This is a genomic window from Streptomyces anulatus (assembly GCF_000721175.1).
GTDB lineage: Bacteria > Actinomycetota > Actinomycetes > Streptomycetales > Streptomycetaceae > Streptomyces > Streptomyces anulatus_C.
Genome location: NZ_JOEZ01000003.1, coordinates 411,781 through 436,881, shown reverse-complemented (window position 1 = coordinate 436,881; position 25,101 = coordinate 411,781). Strand labels below are relative to the sequence as shown.

Sequence of the window (25,101 nt, the reverse complement as noted above, 5' to 3'; positions counted from 1 at the left end):
CTTCCGCTCGCCAGCCGTGCGGCCCTTGGAGCTTGCCTTGCACCGTCTGGGCGACGAGGTGAACCGCCATCTACTCGACGTCTCCAACCTCGCGACGCGACCTGGGGTCCGGACGCGCATCCAAGTCCTCCGACTGACCACCTCGCCACACAGAAGAAGAAAGCTCGGCTCGCACCACCTTGGGCGCGCCCTCTGCCGTAGACGGGCTCCGTGGCGGGCAAAACCTGCGCCCACCTCGTGGGAGCACCCATCGTGACGTCTGAGCCAGCGAGGTATCGGGCCGCCCCCCGATGAGTATCGTGACAAGCTCCACGCCCCAGGCTCTGGCCCTCAGTACATAGCCGTGGAGACGGCCGAGACCGACCGCCAGCTGACCGGCTCTACCCGCCTGATCTATTCCGAGCCACCTGCCCTTTGTGGGCCGTCCGCGCGCTGAGCGCCAAGGGCGCGGCGATGGGCCGCTGTCCGTCCGTAACGATAGGCGCGACATCACCCCTCCAATGACACCAAGGTCCCCCGCTGCTCGTTCGAAGTCCGATTCTGGACGACGTGCCGCCAGCTCACTGTCCGCCCGTCGCCGTCTTCGTCCCTCCGCCATGCTGGGTCACCCGAGGACGGCATCGCATTCGGACGGCTCCGTGAGTGAACGCCGGATCAGTGGACTTACTCGCCCACACGTACGCCTCGCCGGGCTGAAGCTGCGCCATCTGCTCAGAACGCAGGTTGGCGAAGGCGGTGTTTGCCTTCTGGAGGTGCTTCAACCAGGCCGGCGAGGTGAACTTGTGCAGGATGACGTGGTCGGAGAGTTCGATCAGGGAGATCGGTACAGAGGGCGGGTCCTGGCTGGCGACCAGGATGCTCATTCCCTTGTGGCGCATCTCGCGGACGGTCTCGACCAGACCGGCGACGAGGTCCGGGCTATCGATGTACTTGTGCGCTTCGTCGAAGACGACCAGCTTGTTGAAGTGTTCGTCCCCGCTGCGTGCCTCGGCGAAGAGCTGCATCAGGACGACGAAAAGTCCGAGTGCTTCGTCCTTCTCGATGTACTCGTCGCGGAGGTCAACAATGATCAGTCGGCCGGGTCGAATGAGGCTGGTGAGCCGGGCATTGTCGTCGATGTAGTCCTCGGCGAGGTTGAGCCGCTCCTGGGCCAGTTGCTTGACGTGGTCGGGCATACCGGAATCGGCCACGCCCTGCCGGATGACGCCGAGGTTCAGGTCGTTGCGGTTCGACTTCATGATGCGGGTCAGCTGCCGGATGTACGTTGACTGGTTGCCTACCGCTCCCATGAGGAAGCGCCAGTGCGATGCCTGGAGTTCGGCGGAGGAGAAGGCGAGCGGCTGGACATCGATGCCGGGGAATTCCCGTCGGCGGTCGGCGACCTGGTCGGCGGGGGCGAGCAGCAGCACGTCCGAAAGCGCTTGAGGTTCGGCTCCGTAGCGCTCCTTCAGGACCTGGAGCTGCGCCGGGTCATCATTTGCGCGCGCCATGGAAGTGAACTCCGGAGCGTAGTCCATGGTGCGGCTGTAGTGGAACACCACCGTCGCGAGAGGGCGGGGAAGTTCGTTGACCGACGGAGCGGGCAGTGAGGCCATCTCGATGATGCTGCCCAGGGTGTAGCTCTTGCCTCCGCCTTGGACGCCGAAGAGGCTGATGGTGTGGGTTTCGTCGAGATCGACCGCAACTTTCCGGCCGGCCACTTCGCCGAGTACACCGTGTTGCGGGGAGGGGCGGGTGACGCCGAGGAAGATCTCAGGGAGGCCCTCTGGTGAAGCCGATCCCGGTGTGACAGAGGTGGGCTGGGCATCGATGGTCGGCGACTCGTGGAAGCCCTGGCTTTTAGGGACGGTGCCCGTCCGCAGCGGTTCTCCGGTACCGCCCGGAGGAGGGGCAGCCGATGAGGTTCCTTCCGAAGAGGGAGACACCGGGACCGCCCCCACCGCGTCGGAAGCAGGCATGGTCAAAGTTGCCACGGACTGGGCCGGACCTGTCTCACGGCCCGCACGCTCAGGTGCGGTGAGTGGCGTGGGCTCGTTGCCGTTCGCGACTTCGTCCGTGTCGAGGATGGTCGCTGCCCTGCCCCCGCCGGCCTGCTCGCGGTCTTCCTCCTGGGCATCTTGGGCATCCAGCTCGTCCTGTACGTCAGGTGCCTGGAACTCGGCGTCGGGGAGCCGTGGCACAGCCAACTGCGACAGTGCCAGGGTGGGAGCGGTGGCCGCTCCGTCTTCCTCCTCAACGGCTAGGCCCGTAGGCACGGTTACACCCGGCCGAACAGTGGGAATCGCGTTGATCAGCTCAGTGATCAGATCGCTGCCGATGCGGTGGAACTCCACCTCGTCGTCGAGTTCGCGGTCGGTTCCCTCGCGGGCGAGGTCGAAGACCAGGCCGCTGCGGGTGAAGTGGAGGGCGTAGCCGTCGTCGAGGTTGTCGAGCAGGGCGTGGGCCGCCGCCTTGGGGGCGTGCCCCATGGTCCCGTGGCGTGCCGCCCGCTCCAGGTAGAAGCGGAGCAGGGAGCCGAGGGCCAGGTTCTTGACCGGCCGGTCCACCCGGTCTGGGGTGCTGTGGGCCGGATCGAAGGACTCGGTGAGGACGGTCTGGCTCCGTCCCAGCTGCTGAGTGACCTTGGCCTTGAGCCGCTGGTAGGCGCCGATGTCGTCGAGCGCGGTGTAGCACTTGACCTCGACGAGGCGGCAGGTGATGGTCCGGGTCCGCGCGTCGAGGTGGAACAGGGCGAGGTCGCTGCGCTGGAAGGAGAGGGCGTCGCCGAGTTCCTGGGCCTGACGGCGGACTTCGGCGTACAGCTCGGGGTGGGCGTCCAGGGGGACGACGATCTGGTTGCGCAGTGCGTCCTGGTAGTCCAGGTAGAGGCGGGCCAGGGCCAGGCCGAGCACTTCAGTGCGCTGGGTGGGGGCGGTTGAGGCCAGCTTGAAGGCGAGGTTGCCGGAGAGCAGGCGCAGTTGCTCGAAGAAGGTGTTGAGGTGGCGCTGTTCGACGTCGAGCCCGTGCTGCTGGGCGGTCGGTCCGAGCAGGGTGCGCAGTTCGTCGACCGAGTTCGAGCTGACCATGATCTGGTGGCCGAGGCCGCTGTCCAGCGAGGGCGCGTAGTCGATGACGTACTCGGGTCGGTCGTGTTGTCCGGCGTGGTCGAAGTACTCCAGGCCCAGGGCCCTGTCGATGGTGACGACCCAGTCGCTGACCTGGTGGGCCTGGTAGAGCAGGGCCCGGTCGGTGTTGTCGAGGGAAAGAACGGTGCACGGCACATGGCGTGGCGCCTGTCCCGCGGTGGCGACGTTGGCCGCGGCACCGGCGAGGAGTCCGGGCAGCCGGCTCAGGAGCGTGGCAAGGTCCTCCGCGTCCTCGGCGGGCAGGGCGGTGCCGTGGCGTGGCATGGTCCGCCACACGATCTGCTGCTCGTTTTCCTCGTACGTGGAGGACGTCGGCTGTACCAGGCCGTGGACCGGGGCGTGCGCAATGTCGTGGCGTATGACGGAACCGTGCTGTTCCCCGCCGAAGGCGTCGATGAGCACGGTCAGATGGGCGTCGAACTCGGCTCCGGGTTCGCTGAACTCCTCCACTGAGCGGACGGAGTAGACAAGTTTCGCGCTCCGGGTGCCTTCCGCGGCGTGCAGGAACGCCTCCGCCGCGGTGGAGGTGAACTGGCTCTGCGTGCTGATCAGTTCACCCAGCGCCGCACCAGACTCGGGGGCTTCCGGGTCGGACACGCACAGGCGAATGTCGTAGGTGAGGTCCCGGGTGGAGGTACGGCGCTGCAGTTCGAGGAGGGCGTCGGCGACGATCTCCGCGCGGCCTGCGTTGACGACGTTCATGACCAGGGTGCGGACGTACGGGTGGAGGCGTAGGTACCGCTCGATCCGGTCGGCGATCGCCGTACCGGACAACGCGCCTGCAGCGCGAGGGCCGGCGGCCGGGAGGTGCAGCGCTGTGGTGAGCCGGCCCAGCAGGCCACGAGGGTCGGCGGTCTCGCTGGGCAGGTAGGCGGCCCAGTACGGGGTGAGGTTGTCCGCAGCTGTCATGAGTCGGCCGTCCTGGCGCGGGACGGCGAACGGGAAGCCCAAGGGCGAGAGGGCTTGGAGGAAGGAGTCGCGGGCGGCGATGACCCGTCGCTTGTCCTCGCCGACGAGGCGCGCGGCCCAGTCCCGGCCTAGGGCCGACCAGGTCGCCAGCCAGAGTGCGCGGAGGGGGTGCGTCGGGGAAATGAGCAGGACGGTGTCGCGCCCGCCGAGACCGTCGGTGAGGGTGACGGCCGCGCAGTCGGTCTGCTGGATGCGGGCCAGCCCCACCAGCGCGGCGCCCCGGGCGCCCTCACCGGCCCGCTCCGCCTGAAGCGACTGGGCTTCCACCAGTTCCGCGTACGCCTCGGTGTAGGCGACCAATTCGTCGCGGATCACCTCGAAGTCGACAGCTTCGCTGACCAGGAGCTGATCGGGATCGACCACGTCTCCCGCCTGGCCGCACAGGGCGGCGAAATAGTCGTAACGCGTAGCGAGGTAGCGGTCGTAGGCCTCGGCAGCCCGCCCGGTCAGGGCGAGGGACAAGTCCTCCTCGGGGCCAACGGGGGTCTCGCTGGTGCCGTCGGGGCGCAGTACGAGCCGACGCAGGGAGGTGTCCTGGGGGCGGGCGAGTAGGTCCTGCTGGAGTTGTACGAGCTGCGGGGAGAGCCGGATCTCTGCGCTTCCCGCCGTGTGGATGCGGGCGTTGAGGACGCGCAGGGGGCTGCGCGCTGAAGCGATCTTCCAGCGGACGTCCGTCAGGTTCACACGGGCCGGATCGTCCCTGGCAGCCAGCGCGTCGAACTGCAGTGAGCGCAGCGCCTGGATGATGCCGTCGTAGCGCCCGGCGCTGCGCTCCGGCGGCTCCTCGGCCTCTCCCTCGGGGACGACGTAGAAGCGTTCGCTCTCGCCGCCGGGCAGGCCGTGCGCACCAGGGGCGATATCGAGAGCGTCACCGGCGGCGTCGAGCGGGGTGATTCTGAGGTAGTGCCACCCTTCCTCCCAGTCGATCTTGTTCAGCCGGCGCAACGGTGCCTTGTAATCGGGCTTGGCTCGGGTCCCCTTGGTGACGTGGGCAATTCGGCCGATCGGCCCGCCGCTCTCCGAGACGATCTCCACGCGGAAGCGGTCGAGACCCTCCACCTTGAGCGGGGACGGTTCGATGGTGAACCGGGGTGCCAGATCGCGGACGCCCTTGTCCCCGGCGAGCAGGTAGGGCTGCCCCACAATGGCTTCGAGTGCTGGGTGGGCCTGTAGCTCCTCGGCGTTGTCGCCGGCGGCGGGCAGACCGAGTTCGCGTACCTCGATGGAGACGGTGGCGCGACGCCGCTCATCGACGCGCCAGTTACCGAAGGAGAGCGACCAGTTCTCCCGGTCGACGACGATACGGCGGGTCCATGTCGCCGGGTCCTCCAGGCCGCATCGGGTGGCGAATCCCGCTAGCCTGCCGGCGAAGTCCGCGTCGGTCAGACCCAAATCGAGGACGCGCTGGCGCTCCGAGCGGCTGGAGGTGGCAAGTTTGCCGACCAGCTTGCGGTTCCGCTCGGCCCGATCCTTGACGAGCGACGGGTCGGTGTACAGCTCGAAGTCGGGCACCAGGCCGAAGTGGTAGACAGCAGCCCCCGCGACCTGGGTGCGGTAGTCGTTGGTCCGGAGCGTCAGCAGGTACAGGGCGATGGCACGGTCGCCCGTCCGGTGTCCGGGCTGGTCACGGAGTACGGCGAGCAGCTCGTCGACGCCGGGCCGCAGCCGCTCCGGTACCTGATCGAGAAGGTGGTCGGCCAGCTGCGCGTACGCGTCGCTGAGGGGTACTTCCTCGAAGGTCGCGATACCGAAGGAGTCCTCGGCACTGACCCGCGTGCCCGGGGGAACGAAGACGAGGAGTGGTCCGGGCAGGCTGTTCCCGTTCCCGTCGTCACCTTCGGTGCGGTTGCGGAGCTCGACCAGTTTGGTGCTGGTGACGACGGTGTCGTGGTGCGGCTGTCCGGGAGCGAGGTCGTCGGCGGTGCCCAGGACACAGACAGTGGCGGCCGGCCCGAGTGCCCCCCGGAGCCGACGGACCAGCGCGGCCGCCAGTTCGGGCTCCACCTCGGTGACCCGCATGCAGTGCCCGGCGCCCCGCTCGCCGACCAGCTTGGCCAGGCGCGGCACGAGGACGCCTTCGAGGGCTTCGCGGAGGTCCTTCGCGGTGGGCTCCGCCAGGCCGTTGCTGGTGCTGGCGCTGCTCATCAGGCCGTCGCCCCCGTTGTCGCGGCCCCGATGACGTACCGGGGAGTGATGGTCTGCGTCAGATAGGCATCCGACATGTCCTGGTAGTAGCCGATCTCGCGCAGCCGATTGAGGAAGGCCGCCGCGTTGGCCCGCAGTGCTGCCTGGTCGTCCAGGTGGGCGCCGGAGAAACCGTCGCCGTCCGGCAGCTGGTCGATGTGGAGTCCGTACCGTTCGCGCAGCAGAGTGAGGAACTCGTCCACGCGCATGGGGGCGGTACGCAGATTGCCGCTGTCGTCGTCGCCCTCCCTCAGGAGCGACACCTGAAGGAGCACTTCGAGCAGGCGCGCGTCCAGGACAAATCGCCGGACGGCGCTGTCGCGTCTGCCGCGCGGTTGGGCGAGCAGGGCACCGGGCCGGTGCTTGAGCAACATCGAGTCGAGGCAGTCGATGAAGTAGCTGCGGTGGTAGCTGCCCTTGTAGTGCATCAGCATCTCGATGTACTCGTCGAAGGCGTTGAGCCCGAGCTGGGTGATCTGCTTCAGCTCCGGGGGAAGGTCCTTCTCCTCGTCCCGTACGCGGGTGGCGCGCTGCAGGAAGAACGCCTCGCGTTCCTTGGGATGGGTGGAGAGCCGCCTTAGGACTTCGACCGGAGTGAAGTAGCTCCGGCCGACGGGCGAGGCCAGCTTCTGGCTCTTGACGAGGTCCTCGGAGAACTCGTCGAGCTTCTTGATCTGATAGGTCGCCTGGATGAACCGCGTGATCCGCCCGTACCAAATGCCGGCGCTGCGCTCGGCGAGCGCAGCCGCCGGGGTGCCGGGCACGCCCTCGACGTCGACGAAGAGCCGGACGCTGTGCGGGCAGCGGTCCGCCGTCGGCGTGCCCTGGTGCCCCGTCCGGCAGGTGGCGGGCGCCGATCCGGCCTCGATCACGGCGGGCAGCAGCTTGATCATCCGCAGGTGGTAGAGGGCCAGGTGAAAAGCGAAGAGGATCTTCAGGTAGTCCACGAGGACGGTCCGGGGCATGTGTTCCTGGTGGTAAAGCAGCCGCAGAACGTCCCGGCACAGCTGGCGGGCCGGTTCGGCGCACAGGGCGGGGTAGGGGGTGCGGGGGCGGGTGGTGTCGGGCCGGTCCCGCATCTGTCCGCCCGCCTGTCCCACCAGGTGGAGCAGCGCCTGGGTCTCCACGTCGGTGTCCGCCCCCGGGGTGATCTCCGCGGTGGCGCGGTCGACGTCGGAAAAGAAGAACTCGCGGAGCTGGTCCAGGGCTCCCTCCTCGGTGGCGAGCATCTCGTACAGCTGCTCGTCGGCCCCGTACGGGCGGGACTTTCGCTTGTTGCGGAACCGGTGGGTGAGACCGTGCAGCGGCCTGGGGCCAGCCACCGCCTCGGTGGCCTTGCCCCGGTTGACCATGTCGAGGAGATGGGTGGAGGCCCACCGGGTGGTGGTCTCCCGGTCGAAACCGTCGAAGACTTCCGGGTGGTCCAGGAACAGCTTGACAAAGACGTCGACCTTGAGCTCGTTGGAGCGGTTGATCTTGCTGGGCATGCCCTGGTGCCACAGGCGCGCAAGCAGCCCGGTCAGGACACGGTCCATGTCCAGCGTCTTGTAGTCGAGCCGGCTGATGCCGGGGTGGTGGAACGTCCCCAGGGAACCGCTCAGCGCCATATCGTCTCCTCCGCCCTCGCGACGTCCCCTTCAATGCCGGCCGCGGTGCCCACGACAGCCGGACCGTCACCGTCCGCACCACTGTGGTCGTCGCCGGACCGTGCTGTCAGTTCTTCCATGTGCAGGACGGAGTCCTCGGTGCGGTGGATCCGCCGCAGGTCGTGTCCGTGTGCGGTGAGCAGGATCTCCTGGTACGGCACGGCCGCCAGCCGGTTCTTGAACACGGCGAGGGCGAGCTGCTGCCCTTGCAAGTCGGTCACGGACGGCCGGTAGCCGCGCTCGAACCGCTGGAAAAGCTCGAACAGGTCGAGCCGAATGTCGAGTTCGGCCGTGCCGCCCTGGCTGCCGGCCGGATCCCGGTAGCTCAGCCGCAGCGAGGTGCGCCCCGACTCGATGTACGGGGAGGCCGCCGCGTTACCTGGTTCGAGCCGGAACCCTTCTGCGGGGAAGCGGCGGAAGGTACGGATGGTGCCGCCGGGTACGTCGCGCACCTTCAGCGCGAGAGCGTCGCCGATCCGCTCCGGGGCCACGAGTCCCTCACCACGGTTGAGCGCCCGCAGGATCCGGTCCCGCTCCTTGGTGCCCGTCTGCGTTGCGCGGGACAACAGCGCCATGAAGTGCAGCACCGATGGATACGACAGCATCCGCTCCGCACGGTCCTCGTCGTGGAGTTCGAAGTAGAGCAAGCGGCGGGCAGCGTCCACGTAATGACGGTGGGCAGCGGTCTGGGAGACGCGTTCGGCGACCGACCGGCCGAGCTGCTCGAACGCGCCGCGCAGCAGTACGCGATCGCGGTCGCCGCGCCCGTCGACCGCGACCAGCGCCCGGTCCTCCAGGAGCCCGGCGTAGTCCAGACGACGGTCGAGCTGCGGTTGCGGGACCGCCGCCACATCGGCCTCGCGCAGCAGGGTCAGCAGTCGGTCCCGCTCGCGCGGACTGCCGTCGGCGGCGGCCGGGGCGCCGAGGTGGGAGGAGAAGTAGAAGCTGTCCAGGATCTCCTGACTGGAACCGACCGCGTACAGCTGGTGGATCTCGGCGCAGTCGCGGCCTGAGGTGAGGGTGTAGGCGAGCGCGGAGCGTAGGTCGCGCAGGGTGATGTGGAGTCTGCCGCGCAGCTGGGTCACCTCGTAGAGGCGGCGCAGCCGCCGCGCGGTCTGGGGGCCCGCGGCGGGGTGCTGAAAAGTCTGGGCGTTGTGCCGGGCATAGCAGGTGGCGGCCAGGTCACAGCGCTCGCAGCCCTCCCAGAACCGATCGTGCGTCATCCGGTCGAGCATGCGCTCCAGGAGCGATTCGCCGTCCTGCGGTTCGCCGTCGGCGTCGAGGGGACGAGCCGCGACATCACGTGCGTTGAGGTTCACGACGGCGACGGCCTGCCCGGTGTCACGGCCCGCCAGGCCGAGGTTGGCCACCTTGGCGAGGTGCGGGAAGCGGTCGTGGTGGTGGCTGAGGAAGTCGACCAGACGGCCCTCATTAATGGCGATCAGCCGGGTTTCCCCCGCGACCTGCCATGCCGATGCGTCGGCCCCGGCGAAGGGTGCGAAGAACTCGTCCAGTACGTCGTCGCCGCTGACCTCACCCTCGTCCTGGCTGCCATCGTGGTTGGTGCGGAACCGGTGCCCGGCCAGGGTGAAGTCGCTGCCGTTCGCCCGGCGGGAACCGAACTCGGCACCGAGCTCGCCCGCCTGGTGTTCGAACCGCTCCAGGAAGGCCGTCTTGCCATCGCCCGCGTTACCGGTCACCACAACCAGCGCGTGTCGGCCTTCCCGCAGTGCGGGCACGAGCTCCCGGTCCAGGGCCGTCTCGACGTAGACGGACATCGTGTGCGGATCGAGGCCGCGGGTGCCGCGGTTGCTGCGGCGGCTCTGGCTGTACAGCGTCTGCAGGTGTGCCACGAACGGATTGGAGTTCGGCTCGGGCTCTTGCGGCTCCTGACCGACACTGGGGGCAGCCGGTGGCGCCGGCGGCGGCTGAGACCGCTCGGACGACCGTGACACGGCTGGTAGAAGCGGTGTAGGGGCGACGCGTGCGGATTCCAGCGCCTCCAACGCGCGCAGCAGCTCCTCGGCGGTGGAGAACCGGTCCGCCCGGTACGGGGAGATCGCGCGCAGCATGATCTCGGCGAAACCGGGCGCCAGATCGCCGAAACCGCTGTACGCGGTGCGCGGGTCCACCGGCGGCACACCGGGCGAGGGCCGTCCGACGCCCTCCCACGGATACTGCCCGCCGGTCAGCGCCTCGTACAGCGTGACACCGAGGCCGAACAGGTCCCGGTCGGTGTAGCCAGAAGCGTCGGCGGGCACCTGGTCCAGGTCCGGCGGGCTGTAGCGGGGGCTGGTGTAGCTGTGCCCCTCGGAGGAGTCGGAGGTCTTCGAGATCCCGAAGTCGATGAGCTTGACGCCGTCGTCGGTCCACAGCAGGTTGCTCGGCTTGATGTCGCAGTGCCACACCCCGCGATCATGGATGTGGCGCAGCCCGCGCGCGGTGTCAATCGCGAGCCGCAGCACGTCCGCCGCGCCCATCCGGCCGCCACGGATCACCTCGGCGACGTCCTTGCCGTCGACGAACTCGAAGACCAAGTACGGGTACTCGTCCGGTGGCATCAACCGGTCCGCGTCCACCATCGACACCACATTGGGGTGCGGGGCGTTCTGCAGCCGGTCCAGGACGCCCGCCTCGCGGCGCAGCCGCTCCAGGACAGAGTCCCGGTCCCGGAGGACCAGCTTCACCGCCCTGTCGACACTCCTGATCGTGTCGTACACCCGATAGGCCACACCGAACGAGCCTGGGCGGCCGAGACGATGACGCACCAGATACTTCGTACCGAGCTGGTGGTCGGCCGGCAGATCACGGAAGAACTCCGGGCCCCGCGCACCGTCCTGCACGGGCTGCCCGGCGGAGAGCGCAGGAGGAGCCGGGGGAACTGCGACCGAGGAGCCGATACGCCGGGCGGGAGCCCTTCGCGCTCCCATCACCAGGTCGAGGCGGCGCAGTGCCTCCACGGCGGTCGGCCGGTCGTCCGGACCCGTCGCGCACAACTTCTGCAGCCAGTGGGCCAGTTCGACACGGACCTCGGCAGCTTCGAGGGCCTGCGCCGGGAGCTGCCCTGCCGCGTCAGCCTGCTCGGTGGCGGAGGTGAACGGCAGCTCGCCGGTAAGGAGCTGGAACCCGAGGACACCGACCGCATAGATGTCCGCCTTCATGCCCATCGCCGCCGGGTCGGCATGGCACTCGGGCGCCAGATACGCACGGTCGGCGACCTGGTACGCCTCCCGCATCACCGTGTGGGCACGGCGCTGCGCGGTCTTCGCGTACTCGAAACCGGTCAGCGTCGCCCGGCCGTCCTGTGCGATAAGCACGGTGGACGGGTTCAGCTCGCGGTGCGCGATCAGGCGGCTGTGCGCGTGGGCCAGGCCCATCAGCATGTGCCGGATCGTTCGCAGCTTCGCGTCGGCGGTCAGCGGGTCTGCGGCCCCGTTCAGGTGCAGGGCGAGGGCGTGCCCCGGAACGTCGTCGTAAACGGTGACGAAGGAGTCCTTGTCCTCGTCGGCGAAGAAGTCCCGCACCCCGACGATGTTCGGGTGCGAGGGCAACTTGCCGAGCGCCTCGTACGCGATGCCGATCCGCTTCTGCTGCTGGAGCCGCTCGGTCTCCGGCGCGTACGGATCGGCCCTGCGGACGGAGAGCCGGACCGTGCCCGACCCCTGTACCGCAAGGGCGTTCTTCGCCCGGTACTCGCGGTGGACGTCATCGCCCTCCTCCGGGCCCGTCTCGCTCAGCCGCTCGACCACTTCCCAGCTGCCGAACCGCAGGGGGCCCGACGGCGGCCGGGACGAACCCTGCACCGCACGCACGATCAGCTCGTGGTGCGCGGAGACGTCCGTGTCGAAGCGGTTGGTTGAGGTCGGTACGCGGCTCACGTCCGCGAGCCGGCCGATCAGGTCCCGGAGAGTGACGGTGTCACGGGCGTCGTTCTGGCGGGGCGTCCGGTCAACGAGCAGGGCGTCGGGTGCGGGCAGGACGACCAGCGCATCGGTGTAGAGCCGGGACAATGGACGGTGAGCCGTCTCCAGGAGCGTCTTCAGTTGCTTAGCGTGCCCGCGGAGCTTCGGTAGCGGTGAGCGAAACGGCGCCCGGTGAGAGGGCTGCCAGCGGCCGCCGTCGACCTCGATGCGGCCTCGGGTGCCCTTGACGTCGATGACGTACACGGCGTGCCCGGTGACCACGACGAGGTCGACCTCGAACAGTTCGTTCCGGTTGTGCGGAATCTCGACGGAGTGCAGGACCGTCCAGTCGTCGGGGGCGTGATCACGCAGGTGCGCGATCACCCTCCGCTCGGCATCGTTGACGGCCTCCCCAACAGCAACGATCCTGGCACCCATTAGCCGACGGCCTCCTCGATGGCGGTGTTGAGCAGCGCGAGGGCCCGGTCTTCTAGGACGTCGGCTTGGTCGCGGCATTTGTAGGCGTGGCGGACGGTGGCGGCGATGCGGGCCCGGGCGGCGGGGGGCGCGAGAGGGACGGGAATCTCGTTACGGAGGTGCTCGTGGATGTCCTGCTGCTTACCGCCCGCGCTCAGAGAGCGGAGCAGGCGGAAGGCCGCCTCGGAGCGGAAGAAGGCAAAGAGGTAGGCACCGGAGATCTCGGGATCGCCACTGACGACGCGGAGGAAGTGCTGGGTGTATACGTACTTGAGCCAGCGGCCAGTTACGAGCAGCGGCCGACAGAAAACTTCGTTCTCACCCAGAGTGCCTTGTGCGGCGATCATGATCGTTTCGTCGCTCGCGAAAATGCCAACAGGAGCGTGAGCAGCGCTGATCCAGCGCCCTTCGGGGCGCAACCAGAAGCCTTGCCGCTGTCCGATGAGTTGGACGCCGTGCTCAGGGTTACTTTCGACCCTGGCAAACCGGGTCCCAGATCCAAGCTGCCCGCCGGAACAGATGTCACCAAGCCTGGCATTCGGCGCGAGTGCTAGCTTCTCTGCCAACTGGCGAGCCCTAGGGGCAAAATTCAGCGCACGGAGAGACGTCGCCCCCACGCTCGGAACCTCGAACCCGAGGTCCCGCTCCTGCTGATGCCAGCGGACATCGATTAGCTCGGGCAGATCCACGCTCGTGAAGAAGTCCTCCGTCGCACTGACCAAGGATGACTGGAACTCAGCACGCAGCCGCGCACACTCCTCCACCAGGTCGTGGATCCGGCCTTCGAGCTCCGCGCCCAATCGTGGCACCGGCAGCCCCGCGATGTGATGTGGCTCGATGTGCTTCACGGCCGAGCCGTACACCGACCCCCGCACGAGCGACTCACCGAACTTGCTGAGCAGGAAGGCGTACAGATAGCCGGACTTGATCTTCTCCGGATCGGGCTCGACCTTGACAATATCCTCCGAGGCCCAGTAATCACCCATGTCGGGTCGGACGTACGCCCGCCTTCCTGCGTTAAATCCCGAGCGCGAGATCAAGGTCATTCCAGGCTTGAGCTGGAGATACGACAGGGCCGGCGATTCCGCATCCGACTTACGCAGCCGGGGCAGCCCGGTCAAATCGGCCGCCATCATGTCCTTGGTGCCGATGAACGGCACGCTGTGCTCAGGATCGGTAATGAAAACCCGCCGGAACATGGGCCCGCTGAAAATTCCGCCCTTGTGCCCCGCCGTCAGACTCGCCAGCGGCTCCGTCCTCGGCAGCTGCTCCAGCAGCTTCCTCGTCTTCATCGACCCCGCCACATACGGCGAGGCATCGAGCCGAAGCCCTTGATCCGCAAACCAGTTGGACTTCACCGGGTTGGACAGCTCGGCGACCTTCACGCCTCTGCCCCCGTTCCCGCGGCCCCTGCCGTACGCGGATCCACACCCGGCACCGGATACTTGGCCCGGAACTCCCGGTACTTCTCCGCGATCACCGGCAGGTCGTTGTCGATGACCTTCTTGCTTCGGGTCAGCGGCCGTGTCACTTCCTTGCCTCGGATGCGGAGCCGCTCCATGACGACCTCTGTCTCCACCACGATCTCCCCGTTGGGCTCACGCTTGTAGAGGTCATTGCCGCGTCGGTCGAAGCCGACCTTCTCCGCAACAGCCATGAAGACGGGATACGCCCTCTCCGTACCGAGGTCGTGGTTCTGGATCTCCTGCCGGGTCTTCCGCTTCAGGAAGAGGAGCGTGGTGAGGATGTTGACGTTGGCGTCGACGACGAACGTCTCCACCGGCAGCTCCACGCTTGCGAGTACCCAGCAGTTCCGCAGGATGTACCGGCGGATCGCCTCGTCGGTCGGCCCTGGGTTCGACAGGATGCCGTTCGGCAGGACGATGCCGATCCGCCCGCCTGGCTTGACCCACTCGATGGCGCGCTGGATGAACAGCTGCTCCGGCGCCATGCTCGACGGCACGCTGGTTGTGCTCGCCTCGACCGCGCCAGTCTCCTTGTTACGGCCCCATGACCGAGCGATCCCGTTACGGAACGAGCCGAGCACCGACTCATCGCTGACCGGGATGTCCGCGCCGAAGGGCGGGTTGGTCAGGAGCACGTCCACGGTGGGCTTATCGAGCGGGATCCTCTTCTTTGCCGCCTCCACACCCGGGAGGTGTCCCTGCGGGAAGGCGAGCGAGTCCATGTGGAAGACGTTCCCCGTGGTCTGCGCAAGCGTCATGATCGCCATGGTCGTCGCACGCACCAGGAACGGGTCGAAGTCGGAGCCGAACAGGTGCTCGTCAGCGAACTCCTTGAGCTTGTCGCCGTACCGCTCCCGCTCCTCCTCCGTGTCCGGGAAGCCGAGCGTGTCGGCCTCCCTCTTCCAGGTCTGATGCAGGTGCTTGAGGGTGGCCTGGAGGAAACCGCCAGTGCCGCATGTCGGGTCGAGGACGGTCTCGTCCTCCTTCGGGTCGAGCATCTCGACCATCAGGTTTACCGCGCCGCGCGGGGTGAAGTACTGGCCGCGGTCGCCGCGCAGGTTGGTGCCGACGAGTTCCTGATAGGCGATGCCCTTGGCGTCGACGTCCGTGCCGATCAGGTCGTACGGGGCGAGTTCGCTGACGATGAAGGCGAGCGCCCGGTCGGAGAGAGTGATCTCGTCCGTGGGCTTGAAGACGTCCTTGTACTCGGTCTTGACGTCCTCGAAGAGCCCCTTGACGCGCCTACTGATGGCTGCCCGGCCGTTCGCGTCGAACATCTCCTTCAGACCGGTGCGGAACCGGCCGTGCACGGAACCGTGGCTGACCCGCTCGTCGTACATCTTGGCGAAGAGCAGGTAGAGGAACTGCCAGAAGGCGGCGTCCTTCGGCATGCCCTCGTTGCCGTGGATGTAGTTGTGGCAGCGCCGGAAGGCGATCTTGAGCATCTCAGGGTCGGCCTGACGCAGCCGCTGGTGCGAGGCGACGGTGCGGCTGCCAAGGGTGCCGTCGGCGACCTCCCAGTCGCTGCGGTCCTCGAAGTCGGCGCCGAAGTCGTCGGCCACCTTCTTGAGGAAGAAGAAGTCGACACCGTCGGTCCACATGCCGTCCGCGCACTGCAGGCGGTCCTCGTTGCCCATCAGCTCCTGGAGCTCTTCCAGGTCCTTCCGGGCCTGGTCGGGCTCGCGGAGCTTGACGACGTTCTTCCCGCGCTTGGGCTCCTGCTTGCAGATCACGACCCGCCGCAGGTTCGCCGTGGTGTGCAGGGTGCCGGACTCGAAGATCGCGATGTCGGCCTTTTTGCTCCGCTTCCGCTTGGCCCCCTCCTCACTGACCGTGACGGAGAAGTCGCGCTCCATGTCGCCGGGGTCGATGCCATGCTCGTGCACCAGGGCGCGGGCGATCCGCTGCCGGACCTTCTCCTTCTCCGTCTCCTTGATCGCTTCGCCCGAGATGTAGTCGACGACCTGGCCCTCCTTGAGGGCCGTGACCTTGGGCTCGGAGCCCTCCGTGGCAGGCTCCGCACCGTCCTCGGGCTGCTGCGGGATGTCCAGGTCCAAGGTCAGTTCTTCCATCGGCGTGCTGCTACTTCCTGTGCTTGTGGTGCGGCTAGGGGCCTGCACCCTGGGGTGGGCCGTGTGTGTGCGGCCGTCACAGCCGCCCCCTGTGATCCTACGGCCACAGGGGGCGGCTCCGAAGGCGTATTCCGCCAGGCTGGAGGGTGCGCAGCTCCGTGTCCCCGGACCCTACAAGGGGGCACGGACAACCCCAGGGCGGAAGCGGGCAACGGAACCGAGAAGGGACGCTCCAGCCTGTTATTCCCTGCCTCCGCTTACGCCTCCTCGTTGCCCTCCCGCAGCCGCACCGCCAGCGCCAGCTCGTCCAGCGACCCCTGCCCAGGCACGAACCACCGGATCGTGCCCTGCGCCGCGCTGTCCACCCCGGACGCCTCGAAGCGCATCTTCCGCGCGAGGCCACTGGGCGAGTACCAAGCATCGTCGGCGTGCCACTGCAAAGGGGTACGCCCCGCCTCGTTGCTCCACGTCGCCTGAGCCCGCCGCGGGTCCGCCGCCAGCCACTCAGTCATCTCGCGGCGCTCCGGCTTGCTGTACGGGCGGAACTCCAGAACCGCGCCCTCCTCGACCTCGCCGGCGGCGACCAGGGTCGTCACGGCATTCGCCCTTCGCCCCCTGGCCTCAGCCGTAGCTACTCGGTTGTCCTCGTCGAGCGCCGGAGCCTCTTCCTCGGAGTCGAGCCTGCGCAGGGCCGCGCGTACCACTCGCTCGATCCGTTCGGTGTTCCGGACGGCGGCGATGATGTGGCTGGACGTGCCGTACTCGTTGTTAATCGCGTCGAGAACCCAGGACAGGGAGTCACGGACCGCATCCGGCACCTTGGCGAGTTCCGCCGCCCAGTCGCACTCCGGGTCCTCGATGGCCCGGGTGTCCAGCCGGCGGTAGACGATGTGGGTGACCAGGAGATCGCCGTAGAAGGCCGCCGCGTCAGCACGCCAAACCAGCCCTTCGCGGAGGGACTGCAACTGCGCCCGGACCTCGCGAAGGAGCTCGACGCTGCGCCAGACCTTGAATACGTTCGGTTCGGAGCCGAAGGTCTCCTGGTAGTTGTGGTCCTCCCAAAGGCCGGCAAGATTGTCGTCGCGCTTGGCCACGGCCGCGAGCCGGGCATTCGGGCTGACGGCAGCGAGCGCCTCGGCGGCCTCGGTGATGGAGCAGCCGTGCGCCGAGTCGGGCACCGTCTCGCCACGCTTCGTGACGTAGCTGCGCTTGAGGAGCCTGGCAAAGTCCTCGCGGAGCGTAATTTGGCCGGGGTCGAGGGACTTGAAGTCTCGGTCCTCAATCGGGTTCTGCGTGTTCGTGGTAGTGGTCACCTGGTCGCCGAAGCCGGGCGGGCAGTCTTCCAGGGAGATCAGGCGCACAAGAACCCGCCCGTCCTGCGCCGCGCCCGTATCCTCGGTGAATGCCCGGTAGATGGCACTCACCGTCTGCGCGCCGTTGACCACGCTGACGCCGGACAGCTGGAAGTTACCCACTTTGCCGGGCAGTGCCCGGCCGATCGGCTGGATCGACTCGCACAGCATGGTGATGCCGTTGCTGAAGTACCAGAAGTGCTCGGGCTCTTCCCGCAGGGTCTCCCTGATCTTGGAGTTCACATCGCTCTCGTCGAGAGAGTCACGGATATTCCGGGCGAAAAGGCCGCGCCGGTGCTCCTCATAGAGATCCGCTAGGTCGGGGACCGTCATGGTTCCGTACATCGCCTTGTACGGCGTCGACTCCTGGCCGAAGCACTCCAACTGCACCTTGGTGTCGATCTTCGGTGCGGCGGACTCGCCGAGAATCGCGCGATGGAAGTCGCGCAGGTCGAGGATCTTCACTTCGACCATGTCGCGGACGACCTGGTTCTGCTCGTCCTGCTTCATCTTGATCAGGTCGCGCACGCCGTCGCTGAGCGGCGCCTCGCGCATCAGGGCGAGCACCAAGGTGATCTTCGGAGTGCCGGATTCGTAGGCCCGCTCGATGTCCGGGACGAACGGCTGGAAGCGGCGGTTGAACCGGCCGAAGTTCCGGTCGAGCATCAGGTCCAGGCCGTGGAACATCTTGTGCACCTCGGCCTCGCCGAAGCCTCCCTTGTTCTGGTCGCTCCACTTCGCCTGCACCAGACAGATCCGGGAGCGCGTGGTCCCTAAGTCCACGGCGATCGAATCGAGGCCCTGGTCGTCCTGCCCGTCGAAGACTCGTACGGCGGCGACCCGGTCGCTGCACGGGTGCTCGATCTGCGCAGCGAGCGCGGCCAGACCGCGACTCAGGAACGCCTGATGGAGCTTGTCCCCCGACATACGCGCCTGGTCCGACATGTCGATGAGGCCGGTGAAACGGTCCTCGATCGCCTTGCGGACGTACCCCACGTGCAGTTTGCTCACGATCCACCCCTGTCGATCCCTCAGATCGTCAACACCCTATCGGGGACGAGTCCTTGAACTTGACTAAGTCAGGGATCTTGGTGCCCGCTCAGAACAGTTCCAGGTCCTCGCCGCTGGTGTCCACCATGACTGGCCGGAATTGGGCGGGGAGGCCGTCCAGGCGGTCCGGGCCGGCCGCAGCGGCCACGGCGGGGGCCGTCTCAGCCAACCAGGCACGGAACCGCTCGGCGGCTTCGCGGTAGGGGGCTCGCGCCAGGACACGGTGCTCGTCGGAGGGGCAGAAGTCGACGGCGACAGTGAGCAGGTAGGAACCGGGCACGTTGTAGCTTCCCGTCCGGGACACGCGCAGGGCACCGCAGGGCTTGCGCCCGCGGGGGCGCGGTGGGTCGGGCGCAGCGGTCGGCAGCCGTCGGGACGGCACTGTCGGCCGTCAGACCGACCCACAGAGCATCCGCAGCAACCAAGGGGATCAGGCCGCCCGTGCGGCCGAGCATGAGGCGCTCCGACATACTGACAGGCTAACGGCCGACAACGGAGCCCGTAGGCGATCGATCCTCACGCGCTACGTCCGGGAAGGCCGCCAGAACCGTTCGGCTTGGGTAGAAGATACTACTGGTTGAATGCGCCTGTGCTGGAGAACCAGAAGCGTCGGCGCTCCGCCGGCCCCGCGTCGGCTTCCCCGGGAGGTAGAGCCCACCACTGCTCACTACGCAGTGTCCGAGCAGCCGACTTCGAAGTGCAACGGCACAGCACGGCTGACAGTTCACGGAGTCGGGACGGTCCGCGCTGTTGGGAGTTCCCACAGGCGCAGCCCTCTCTCCGCGTCAGGTCCCCTCTTGTCCCGGGAATACTTCGCCGCTCGCTGCGATTGACGTCGGGTTAGCGCAACGCGACGGGGGCTCCTGTGACTGATTTGAAGTTGTTTCGACGTGCCGCAGACGGCCGGGACGTCGAAGTGCAAGGTTCGACCGTAGCTCTGGAGGTAGAACTGCAGCGGCGGGTTGAGGCGGGGATGGCGTCAATGCTCGGTATCCGCTTCCTGGCCTCGGAGTACCCGACGGGACCGTGGCACCGGGGCAGGATCGACACTCTAGGGCTGGACGAGAACAACGTCCCCGTGCTGGTCGAGTTCAAGAAGGGCTCCGACAGCGGGGTGCTGTCGCAGGCTGTCTCCTACTTGTCCTGGCTGGACTCGGCGCACCACGAGTTCGAGGCGCTTGTCCGGAGGGTGCTCGGCCCGGAGGCCGCCGAGTCGATCGACTGGCGTCGACCGCGGATGGTCTGCATCGCGGCCAGCTTCTCCCATCACGATCGCGTGGCCGTGCAGCGACTGCCCGAGCGGATCGACCTGGTGCGCTACCGCGTCTTCGACGGCGGCCTGCTGAGCCTGCTGCTCGTCGACTCCTCGCCCGGCTCCCCGAACCCCGCTGCGTCCCGGCGGCACCGGGAGCGGGACGCCGCAGTCGTCAGCGCGCCGACGGTGCCGGCCGGTCCAGCGCCGGGAAGTGCCGGCCTCGTCCCGGAGTGCCTGCGGGACCTGTACACGGAGCTGGACGACGCCCTAACGGCATGGGGCGAGGTAGAGGTGGCAGCCCTGCGGCACTACATCGCCTACCGGCGGCTGGTGAACGTGGCATCGGTGCTGTTCCGTCCGAGGCACGAGGCGATCCTGGTCTACCTCAGACTCGACCCGGGCTCGGTCGTGCTGGAGGAGGGCTTCTCCCGGGATATGCGCGGCATCGGGCACCTGGGCACCGGGGACGTGGAGGTGCGCCTCGCGTCGGCGGACGACCTGGAGAGGGCAACGCCGTTGATCCGGAGTGCGTTCGAGGCGGCCTGACGTGACGAGAAGGGCGGCTGGAGCATCGGTTCTCGATGCTCCAGCCGCCCTTCGGCGTTTGCGGCCCGCCGGCCCCGGGCTCTCTCGCCTCCCATGATCATGCCTCCGGTCCGGCCAGGGCGACGTCGTCCTGCGTCAGCTCGGCGCGGAGCCGCTGCTCGGCCACGTCGGCGTAGTGCGCGGACAGCTCGACGCCCACGAAACGACGCCCTTCGCGCAGGGCCGCGACGCCCGTGGATCCGCTGCCGGTGAACGGGTCGAGGACGACGCCTCCCTCCGGGCAGATCTGTACGAGCTGCTGCATGACCTCGACCGGCTTCTGGGTGATGTGCACCCTGCCCTTGCGGGGCTGGGACGCGATGAAGTGGCCAGGCAGGTACAGGTCCCGGCCCTTGGCCAGGCTGCCCTTGACCCCCCAGGTGATGAATTCGGCGGACTGCTTGAACCCACCCTTGCGGGGCCGGCTGGCGGGCTTGATCCACGGGATGGTGCCGCTCCAGGTCCACCCCGCCATCTGCAGGGCGTCGGACGTCGTCGGTTCCTGGCGCCAGTCCGAGAAGACGATGGCGACCGCGTGCTCGGTCGATGCCCGGTATGCCTCGGTCAGCAGCTCGGTCAGCCAGGAACGGTACGAGCGCTGATCGCGGTTCTCGCCGGGGAAGCTGGCGAGGTCGTGTGCCGAGTTGCTGGTGACGTACTTGGCTCGCGCCGTACGACCGGTGCGCTCGGAGCTGGTTCGGCCACCGCTGTTGTACGGGGGGTCGGTGATGACGGCGTCGACGCTCTCGTCCGGGAGGGTCTTCATCACGGTGAGGGCGTCGCCTCGGTGCAGCGTGTAGCTCATGTGGAGGGCCTCTTTCAGGGCATGGCAGGGCTGTTCCCGCTCCGGGCCGTGCTGAACGGCGTGCATCTCGGGCGGGGTTGTGCCGGAGGTTAGCCGTGATCTCCGGCCGGGCCCAACGAGGTGTGCCGGCTGCGGCCCCGAGTCCGGGAGTCGTTTGGTGCGGCCGGATTCCCGGTCTACTGTCTCGCCGTGTCACCGGGACGAAGCATCGCTTCACCCCGGCTGACCTGTGTCTATCCGTGTTGTCTCGTCCAATTGAGCACTCCGGTCCGACACGCTCCCTCTTCGTTCCACGCGCCGTCAGGAGGCCAGGTGTACCGCCTGAGATTACGAGCGCGGCCGGTTGCCGCGCTTGACCGGAGACCGGTGTCCGGGAGCTACCAACTCCCCTGACCCGGGCCCGCCCTGAGAGGCGGACGCACATCGGCGCGGTGCCGACGGCTTTGCACGAGAGGTCGGCACCGCGCCTCCTACGAACATGAGGAGCCGCTGCGATGCAGCATGCCTTGATACGCCCGCACCCCTCCCCGCCAGCGCCGTACGGCGTACCCCGCCACCCTGCTGCCCGGCGGTCGCGATGAAGAAGGCCCTCGGAGCCGTCGCCGGTCTCTGCGCCGCCGGATCCATGCTGGCCCTCCCGCTTCTCGGCTACGCGGCCAGCAACGCTTCGGCGGCAACCTGCCCCGTCGGCGGTGAGCAGTCGGTGGACAGTGCGGCCGTCGCCAAGCAGGTGAAAGCGATTCTGGACGGGGGCGAAGACGACTCGGTGTCCGTGCCGGGCCTGGACGCGCCCGCCGAGCAGATCCCCAACGCCAAGACCATCCAGGCCACCGGCGTCGCGATGAACGTCCCTCCCCGGGGCCAGGTCGTTGCCCTGGCCACCGCTCTGCAGGAGAGCGGCCTGCGGAACTTGAACTACGGCGACCGTGACTCGTTGGGGCTTTTCCAGCAGCGCCCGTCCCAGGGCTGGGGCTCGGCGACCGAGGTCCTCGACCCGGTCCACGCGAGCACCAAGTTCTACGAGGGGCTCAAGAGGGTCTCGGGCTGGGAGTCCCTGTCCGTGACCCAGGCCGCCCAGGAAGTGCAGCTGAGCGGTTACCCCGAGGCGTACGCGAAGTGGGAGCCGCTGGCGACTGCTCTGCAGCGCGCGATCGAGCCGCTGCTCACGAAAGGCGACGCCGCGTCGGCCGCTCCCTCCGGCCCCGGAGGAGTTCCGGCCGCTGCGGGGGGCTGTACGACCGGTGCGGACGGGACCGACTTCGGCACCATCCCACCCGGATCAGTTCCCGACGAGTACCAGATCCCGGCGGACGCTCCGGCCAAGGTCCAGACAGCGATCCGCTGGGCTCTGGGCCAGCTCGACACCCCGTACCAGTGGGGAGGGAGCTGCGCCGACTCACACGGCAAGGACCCGATGGGCCGGTGCGACTGCTCGTCCCTGATGCAGGGCGCCTACAAGGCCGCCGGGGTCTCGCTCACGCGGACGACCTACACGCAGGTCAAGGAAGGCAAGCCGGTAGCGGTCGGCTCCGTACGGGCGGGGGACCTCCTGTTCACCGAGGGGTCCGCCGCCACGCCGGAGCACGTCGGCATGGCGATTGGCCACGGGCTGATCGTGCACGCGCCGAAGACCGGTGACGTCGTGCGCATCACGACCCTCGCCTCCTGGAAGCCGCAGATCCTCGCGGCCCGCCACGTCGTCTGACCCAGCCTCTCCCTCCCTCTTCTTCTCCTCTCGCGTCGTCGCTCCACCTCGCGGGCTTCGGCGTGCACTAAATCGAACTGGAGTTCGCTATGTATCTGGCCGACAAGGTCATCCAGCTCGCCTACGACCCCGGCATCAAGCCGAACGAGGGCGGACTTCCCGGCCTGTCTGTACTTAAGCAGGTGATGGGCTCCATCAACTTGTTCGGGCTCGTGGCCATCGTCGGCGCGCTCGCCGTCAGCGCGGGCGTATGGGCCTGGGGCCATCACAGCGGTGGACACCAGGCGGAGGCGAACGGGAAGAAGGGCGTGCTGGTCAGCTCTGGAGCGGCCCTCCTGTTGGGGGCGGCGAATGGGATCGTTGCCTTCTTCAGCACGTTGGGAACGCAGGTCCGCTGATGCCTGCCCACTCCTCGAACCCCGGCGGCGCATCTCGCGTGCGCCGCCGGGCGCTGCTCGGCACCGCCGTCCTGGTGGTGCTCGTCGCCCTCGCCGGCCTGCTCGCCTTCCTCACGCGCGACACCAGGGCCCCCTCCACGCCCGCCCCACACAGCAGTTCGGCGACACCGCGTCCTTCCGGCGCGGCGCCGTCGGCATCGCCGCCTCCGCAGGAGAATCACCGGGCTCTGCCTCGCCCGCCGAAGACGCACGACCCGATCGTCTACGGGAAGGCGGCGGCAGCGGCGCTGTGGTCGTACGACACCCGGGCCTACTCCCAGCAGGCGCTGCTGTCCGCGCTGCGCGGGTGGATGACCGGAGAGAAGAAGTACGTCGACACGGCCTCGGTCGCCAAGCTCGTCCCGTCGCCCGCGCTCTGGAAACAGATGGCGGACAACCGTCAGCGCGCCAAGGGGGTCGTGAACGAAGGGCACTTCCCCGACTCGTTCACCCGGGCTCTCCAGGACGACCCCGGAGCGATCACCCAGACCTACCTGTACGCCGTGACGGTCTCCGGCAAGCAGTCGATCGCGTGGAAGGGCTCCCCGGCCGGAGGAGCGGAGAGCCGCGTCACCACCCTCGCGGTCCAGTGCCGCCCCTCCTCTCCCTGCACGCTGGCCGGTGTTCTGCCGGCCGTCGCGCCCTAACCCCACCCTCAGAAAGGAGGTATCGCCATGGGAGTCTGCGACTTTCCGCTGATGGACAAGGTCTGCGGAGCCGTTGATTTCGCCAGCAACCCGGCCGGGGCCGTCACCGACGGCATCGGGGCGTGGATCGCGAAGTCCGCGGGCGAACTCGCGGCGAGCGCTGCGGATCTCGCCGCCGACGCCGTGAACTCGACCACCGCGATCGATCTCAACGCGCAGTGGTTCAGGACCAACTACGAGCTGCTGCTTCCGATCGGCCTCGCGCTCACCGTCGGCTTCTTCTGCATCGCCTTGGTGTCCGCCGCCTGGAGGCGGGACGAGCGCGCGCTGGCGCAAGCTGCGGTCGGCACGATGACCGGGGTCCTGTTCAGCTTCTGCGCCGTCGCCTTCACCTCCGTCGCGATCACGGTCGTCGACGTGCTGTCCGACGGCCTGTTCCAAGCCGCGAACACCTCGGTGGACGACGCCATCCGCCGCATCATCAACGTGCAGCAACTCGGAGCGATGTACGGCCTGGGCTGGGGCGTCCCGTCCTTGGTCGCCTTCGGCTGTGCCATCGGCGCGTTCATGTACTGGTGCGTCATGGTCGCGCGGAAGGTCGGCGTGCTCATCCTCGTCTCCCTGGCCGTCTTCGCCGGGGCGGGCGGCGGCTGGGAGGTCGCGAAGCGCTGGCGTCGCGGCTGGATCGAAGCCACCGCAACGCTCGTCGTCTCCAAGCTCCTGATGACCGTCGTCTTCCTCATCGGCGTCTCGGCAATGGGCAAGGCCGACTCCCAGGACGGCATGGCAGCACTCTCCGACGCACTGGCCGGACTCGTCGTCATGATCTTGGTGTTGCTCTGCCCCTACGCGACGTACAAGTTCATTCACTGGGCCAGCGACGGCGGCGGCAACGACGATCTGCACCGCACCGGCGTCGCCGGAGTGGCGGTTGCCGCAGGCGCCGCGAAGACGGCCGGCACCCTCGCGATGCAGGCCGGCACCGGCACCCCCGCCCCGCAGGGGCCCAGCGAGGTTCCCGGCGCGGGGAGCGACGGTGTCACCTCCGGCATCAACCCCACCGGCGGGAATCTGAGCAAGGAGGGCATCGACTCCGGACCGCCGAAGGCCCGGACGAACTTCCGGTTCGGCGAAGACCCGGACGCCTCCGGTGACAAGGGTCGGGCCCTCATCCAGCGGCCCGGCATCCCTCCGCTGATCAACCGGCCCGGCGGCACGGAAGCCGCCGAAGGCGAGGGCGGCTCCGCAGCCCAGCCCGCTGCGGTGTCGATTCCGGGCGGGAGGATGCCGCGCGTCGGCTCGGCATCACCGGGTGGTCCCGCGTCTCCGCCGCCGACCGGCGCCGGTCCGTCGCCCACCGGGTCCGAGACGAACTGGGTCTTCCCGACCCGTCCGCCGTCCGGATCCTGACCCACCACGAGTGC

The 25,101-nt window shown here is 68.2% G+C and carries 13 protein-coding genes; 5 read left to right on the top strand and 8 right to left on the bottom strand.

Translation table 11 applies throughout. From position 1 onward, the window contains the following. Positions 1–560: 560 nt before the first annotated feature. The 7 genes from mads8 to IG90_RS0104955 form a co-directional block, all read right to left on the bottom strand. Positions 561–6,239: a methylation-associated defense system ATP-binding protein MAD8 gene (mads8, locus tag IG90_RS45560; RefSeq protein ID WP_051859985.1), complete on the bottom strand. Its 5,679-nt coding sequence runs from the start codon at positions 6,237–6,239 to the stop codon at positions 561–563. Continuing rightward, a complete protein-coding gene (gene mads7 / locus IG90_RS0104980) occupies positions 6,239–7,885 on the bottom strand; it encodes a methylation-associated defense system protein MAD7 (RefSeq protein ID WP_030578097.1) in 1,647 nt (548 codons plus the stop codon). Before mads7 ends, mads8 begins: the two co-directional genes overlap by 1 nt. Beyond that, a complete protein-coding gene (gene mads6 / locus IG90_RS0104975) occupies positions 7,876–12,264 on the bottom strand; it encodes a methylation-associated defense system protein kinase MAD6 (RefSeq protein WP_030578094.1) in 4,389 nt (1,462 codons plus the stop codon). The genes mads7 and mads6 overlap by 10 nt, the downstream gene beginning before the upstream one ends. Further along, positions 12,264–13,688, bottom strand: coding sequence for a methylation-associated defense system restriction endonuclease subunit S MAD5 (mads5, locus tag IG90_RS0104970; RefSeq protein ID WP_030578092.1), 1,425 nt, complete (start codon positions 13,686–13,688; stop codon positions 12,264–12,266). The genes mads6 and mads5 overlap by 1 nt, the downstream gene beginning before the upstream one ends. Then, positions 13,685–15,841, bottom strand: a complete 2,157-nt coding sequence (mads2, locus tag IG90_RS0104965; RefSeq protein WP_030578089.1) for a methylation-associated defense system DNA methyltransferase MAD2 — start codon at positions 15,839–15,841, stop codon at positions 13,685–13,687. The genes mads5 and mads2 overlap by 4 nt, the downstream gene beginning before the upstream one ends. Before the next feature lie 257 nt (positions 15,842–16,098). Continuing rightward, positions 16,099–18,204 carry an AIPR family protein gene (locus IG90_RS0104960; protein WP_233435901.1) on the bottom strand — a complete coding sequence of 702 codons (2,106 nt, stop codon included), beginning with the start codon at positions 18,202–18,204 and terminating at the stop codon, positions 16,099–16,101. An 88-nt stretch (positions 18,205–18,292) separates the two neighbouring features. After that, on the bottom strand, positions 18,293–18,547 hold the full coding sequence (locus tag IG90_RS0104955) for a hypothetical protein (RefSeq protein ID WP_030578083.1): 255 nt from the start codon (positions 18,545–18,547) through the stop codon (positions 18,293–18,295). 678 nt (positions 18,548–19,225) lie between these two features. On the opposite strand from IG90_RS0104955, the gene IG90_RS0104950 reads away from it, so the two are divergent. After that, a complete protein-coding gene (locus IG90_RS0104950; protein ID WP_411572610.1) occupies positions 19,226–20,044 on the top strand; it encodes a DUF5655 domain-containing protein in 819 nt (272 codons plus the stop codon). 97 nt (positions 20,045–20,141) lie between these two features. On the opposite strand, the gene IG90_RS0104945 is transcribed toward IG90_RS0104950, so the two are convergent. Then, on the bottom strand, positions 20,142–20,888 hold the full coding sequence (locus IG90_RS0104945) for a DNA-methyltransferase (protein WP_030578076.1): 747 nt from the start codon (positions 20,886–20,888) through the stop codon (positions 20,142–20,144). A 625-nt stretch (positions 20,889–21,513) separates the two neighbouring features. Between IG90_RS0104945 and IG90_RS0104940 the strand changes: the two genes are divergently transcribed. The 4 genes from IG90_RS0104940 (at position 21,514) to IG90_RS0104925 (ending at position 25,087) form a co-directional block, all read left to right on the top strand. After that, positions 21,514–22,593, top strand: a complete 1,080-nt coding sequence (locus tag IG90_RS0104940) for a C40 family peptidase (protein ID WP_425338021.1) — start codon at positions 21,514–21,516, stop codon at positions 22,591–22,593. A gap of 89 nt (positions 22,594–22,682) precedes the next feature. After that, positions 22,683–22,991 carry a DUF6112 family protein gene (locus tag IG90_RS0104935; protein ID WP_030578070.1) on the top strand — a complete coding sequence of 103 codons (309 nt, stop codon included), beginning with the start codon at positions 22,683–22,685 and terminating at the stop codon, positions 22,989–22,991. Further along, positions 22,991–23,677 (top strand): hypothetical protein, encoded by a 687-nt coding sequence (locus tag IG90_RS0104930; protein WP_030578067.1) that lies wholly within the window; start codon positions 22,991–22,993, stop codon positions 23,675–23,677. The genes IG90_RS0104935 and IG90_RS0104930 overlap by 1 nt, the downstream gene beginning before the upstream one ends. Before the next feature lie 27 nt (positions 23,678–23,704). Further along, positions 23,705–25,087, top strand: coding sequence for an SCO6881 family protein (locus IG90_RS0104925; protein ID WP_030578064.1), 1,383 nt, complete (start codon positions 23,705–23,707; stop codon positions 25,085–25,087). The last annotated feature ends 14 nt before the right edge of the window (positions 25,088–25,101 follow it).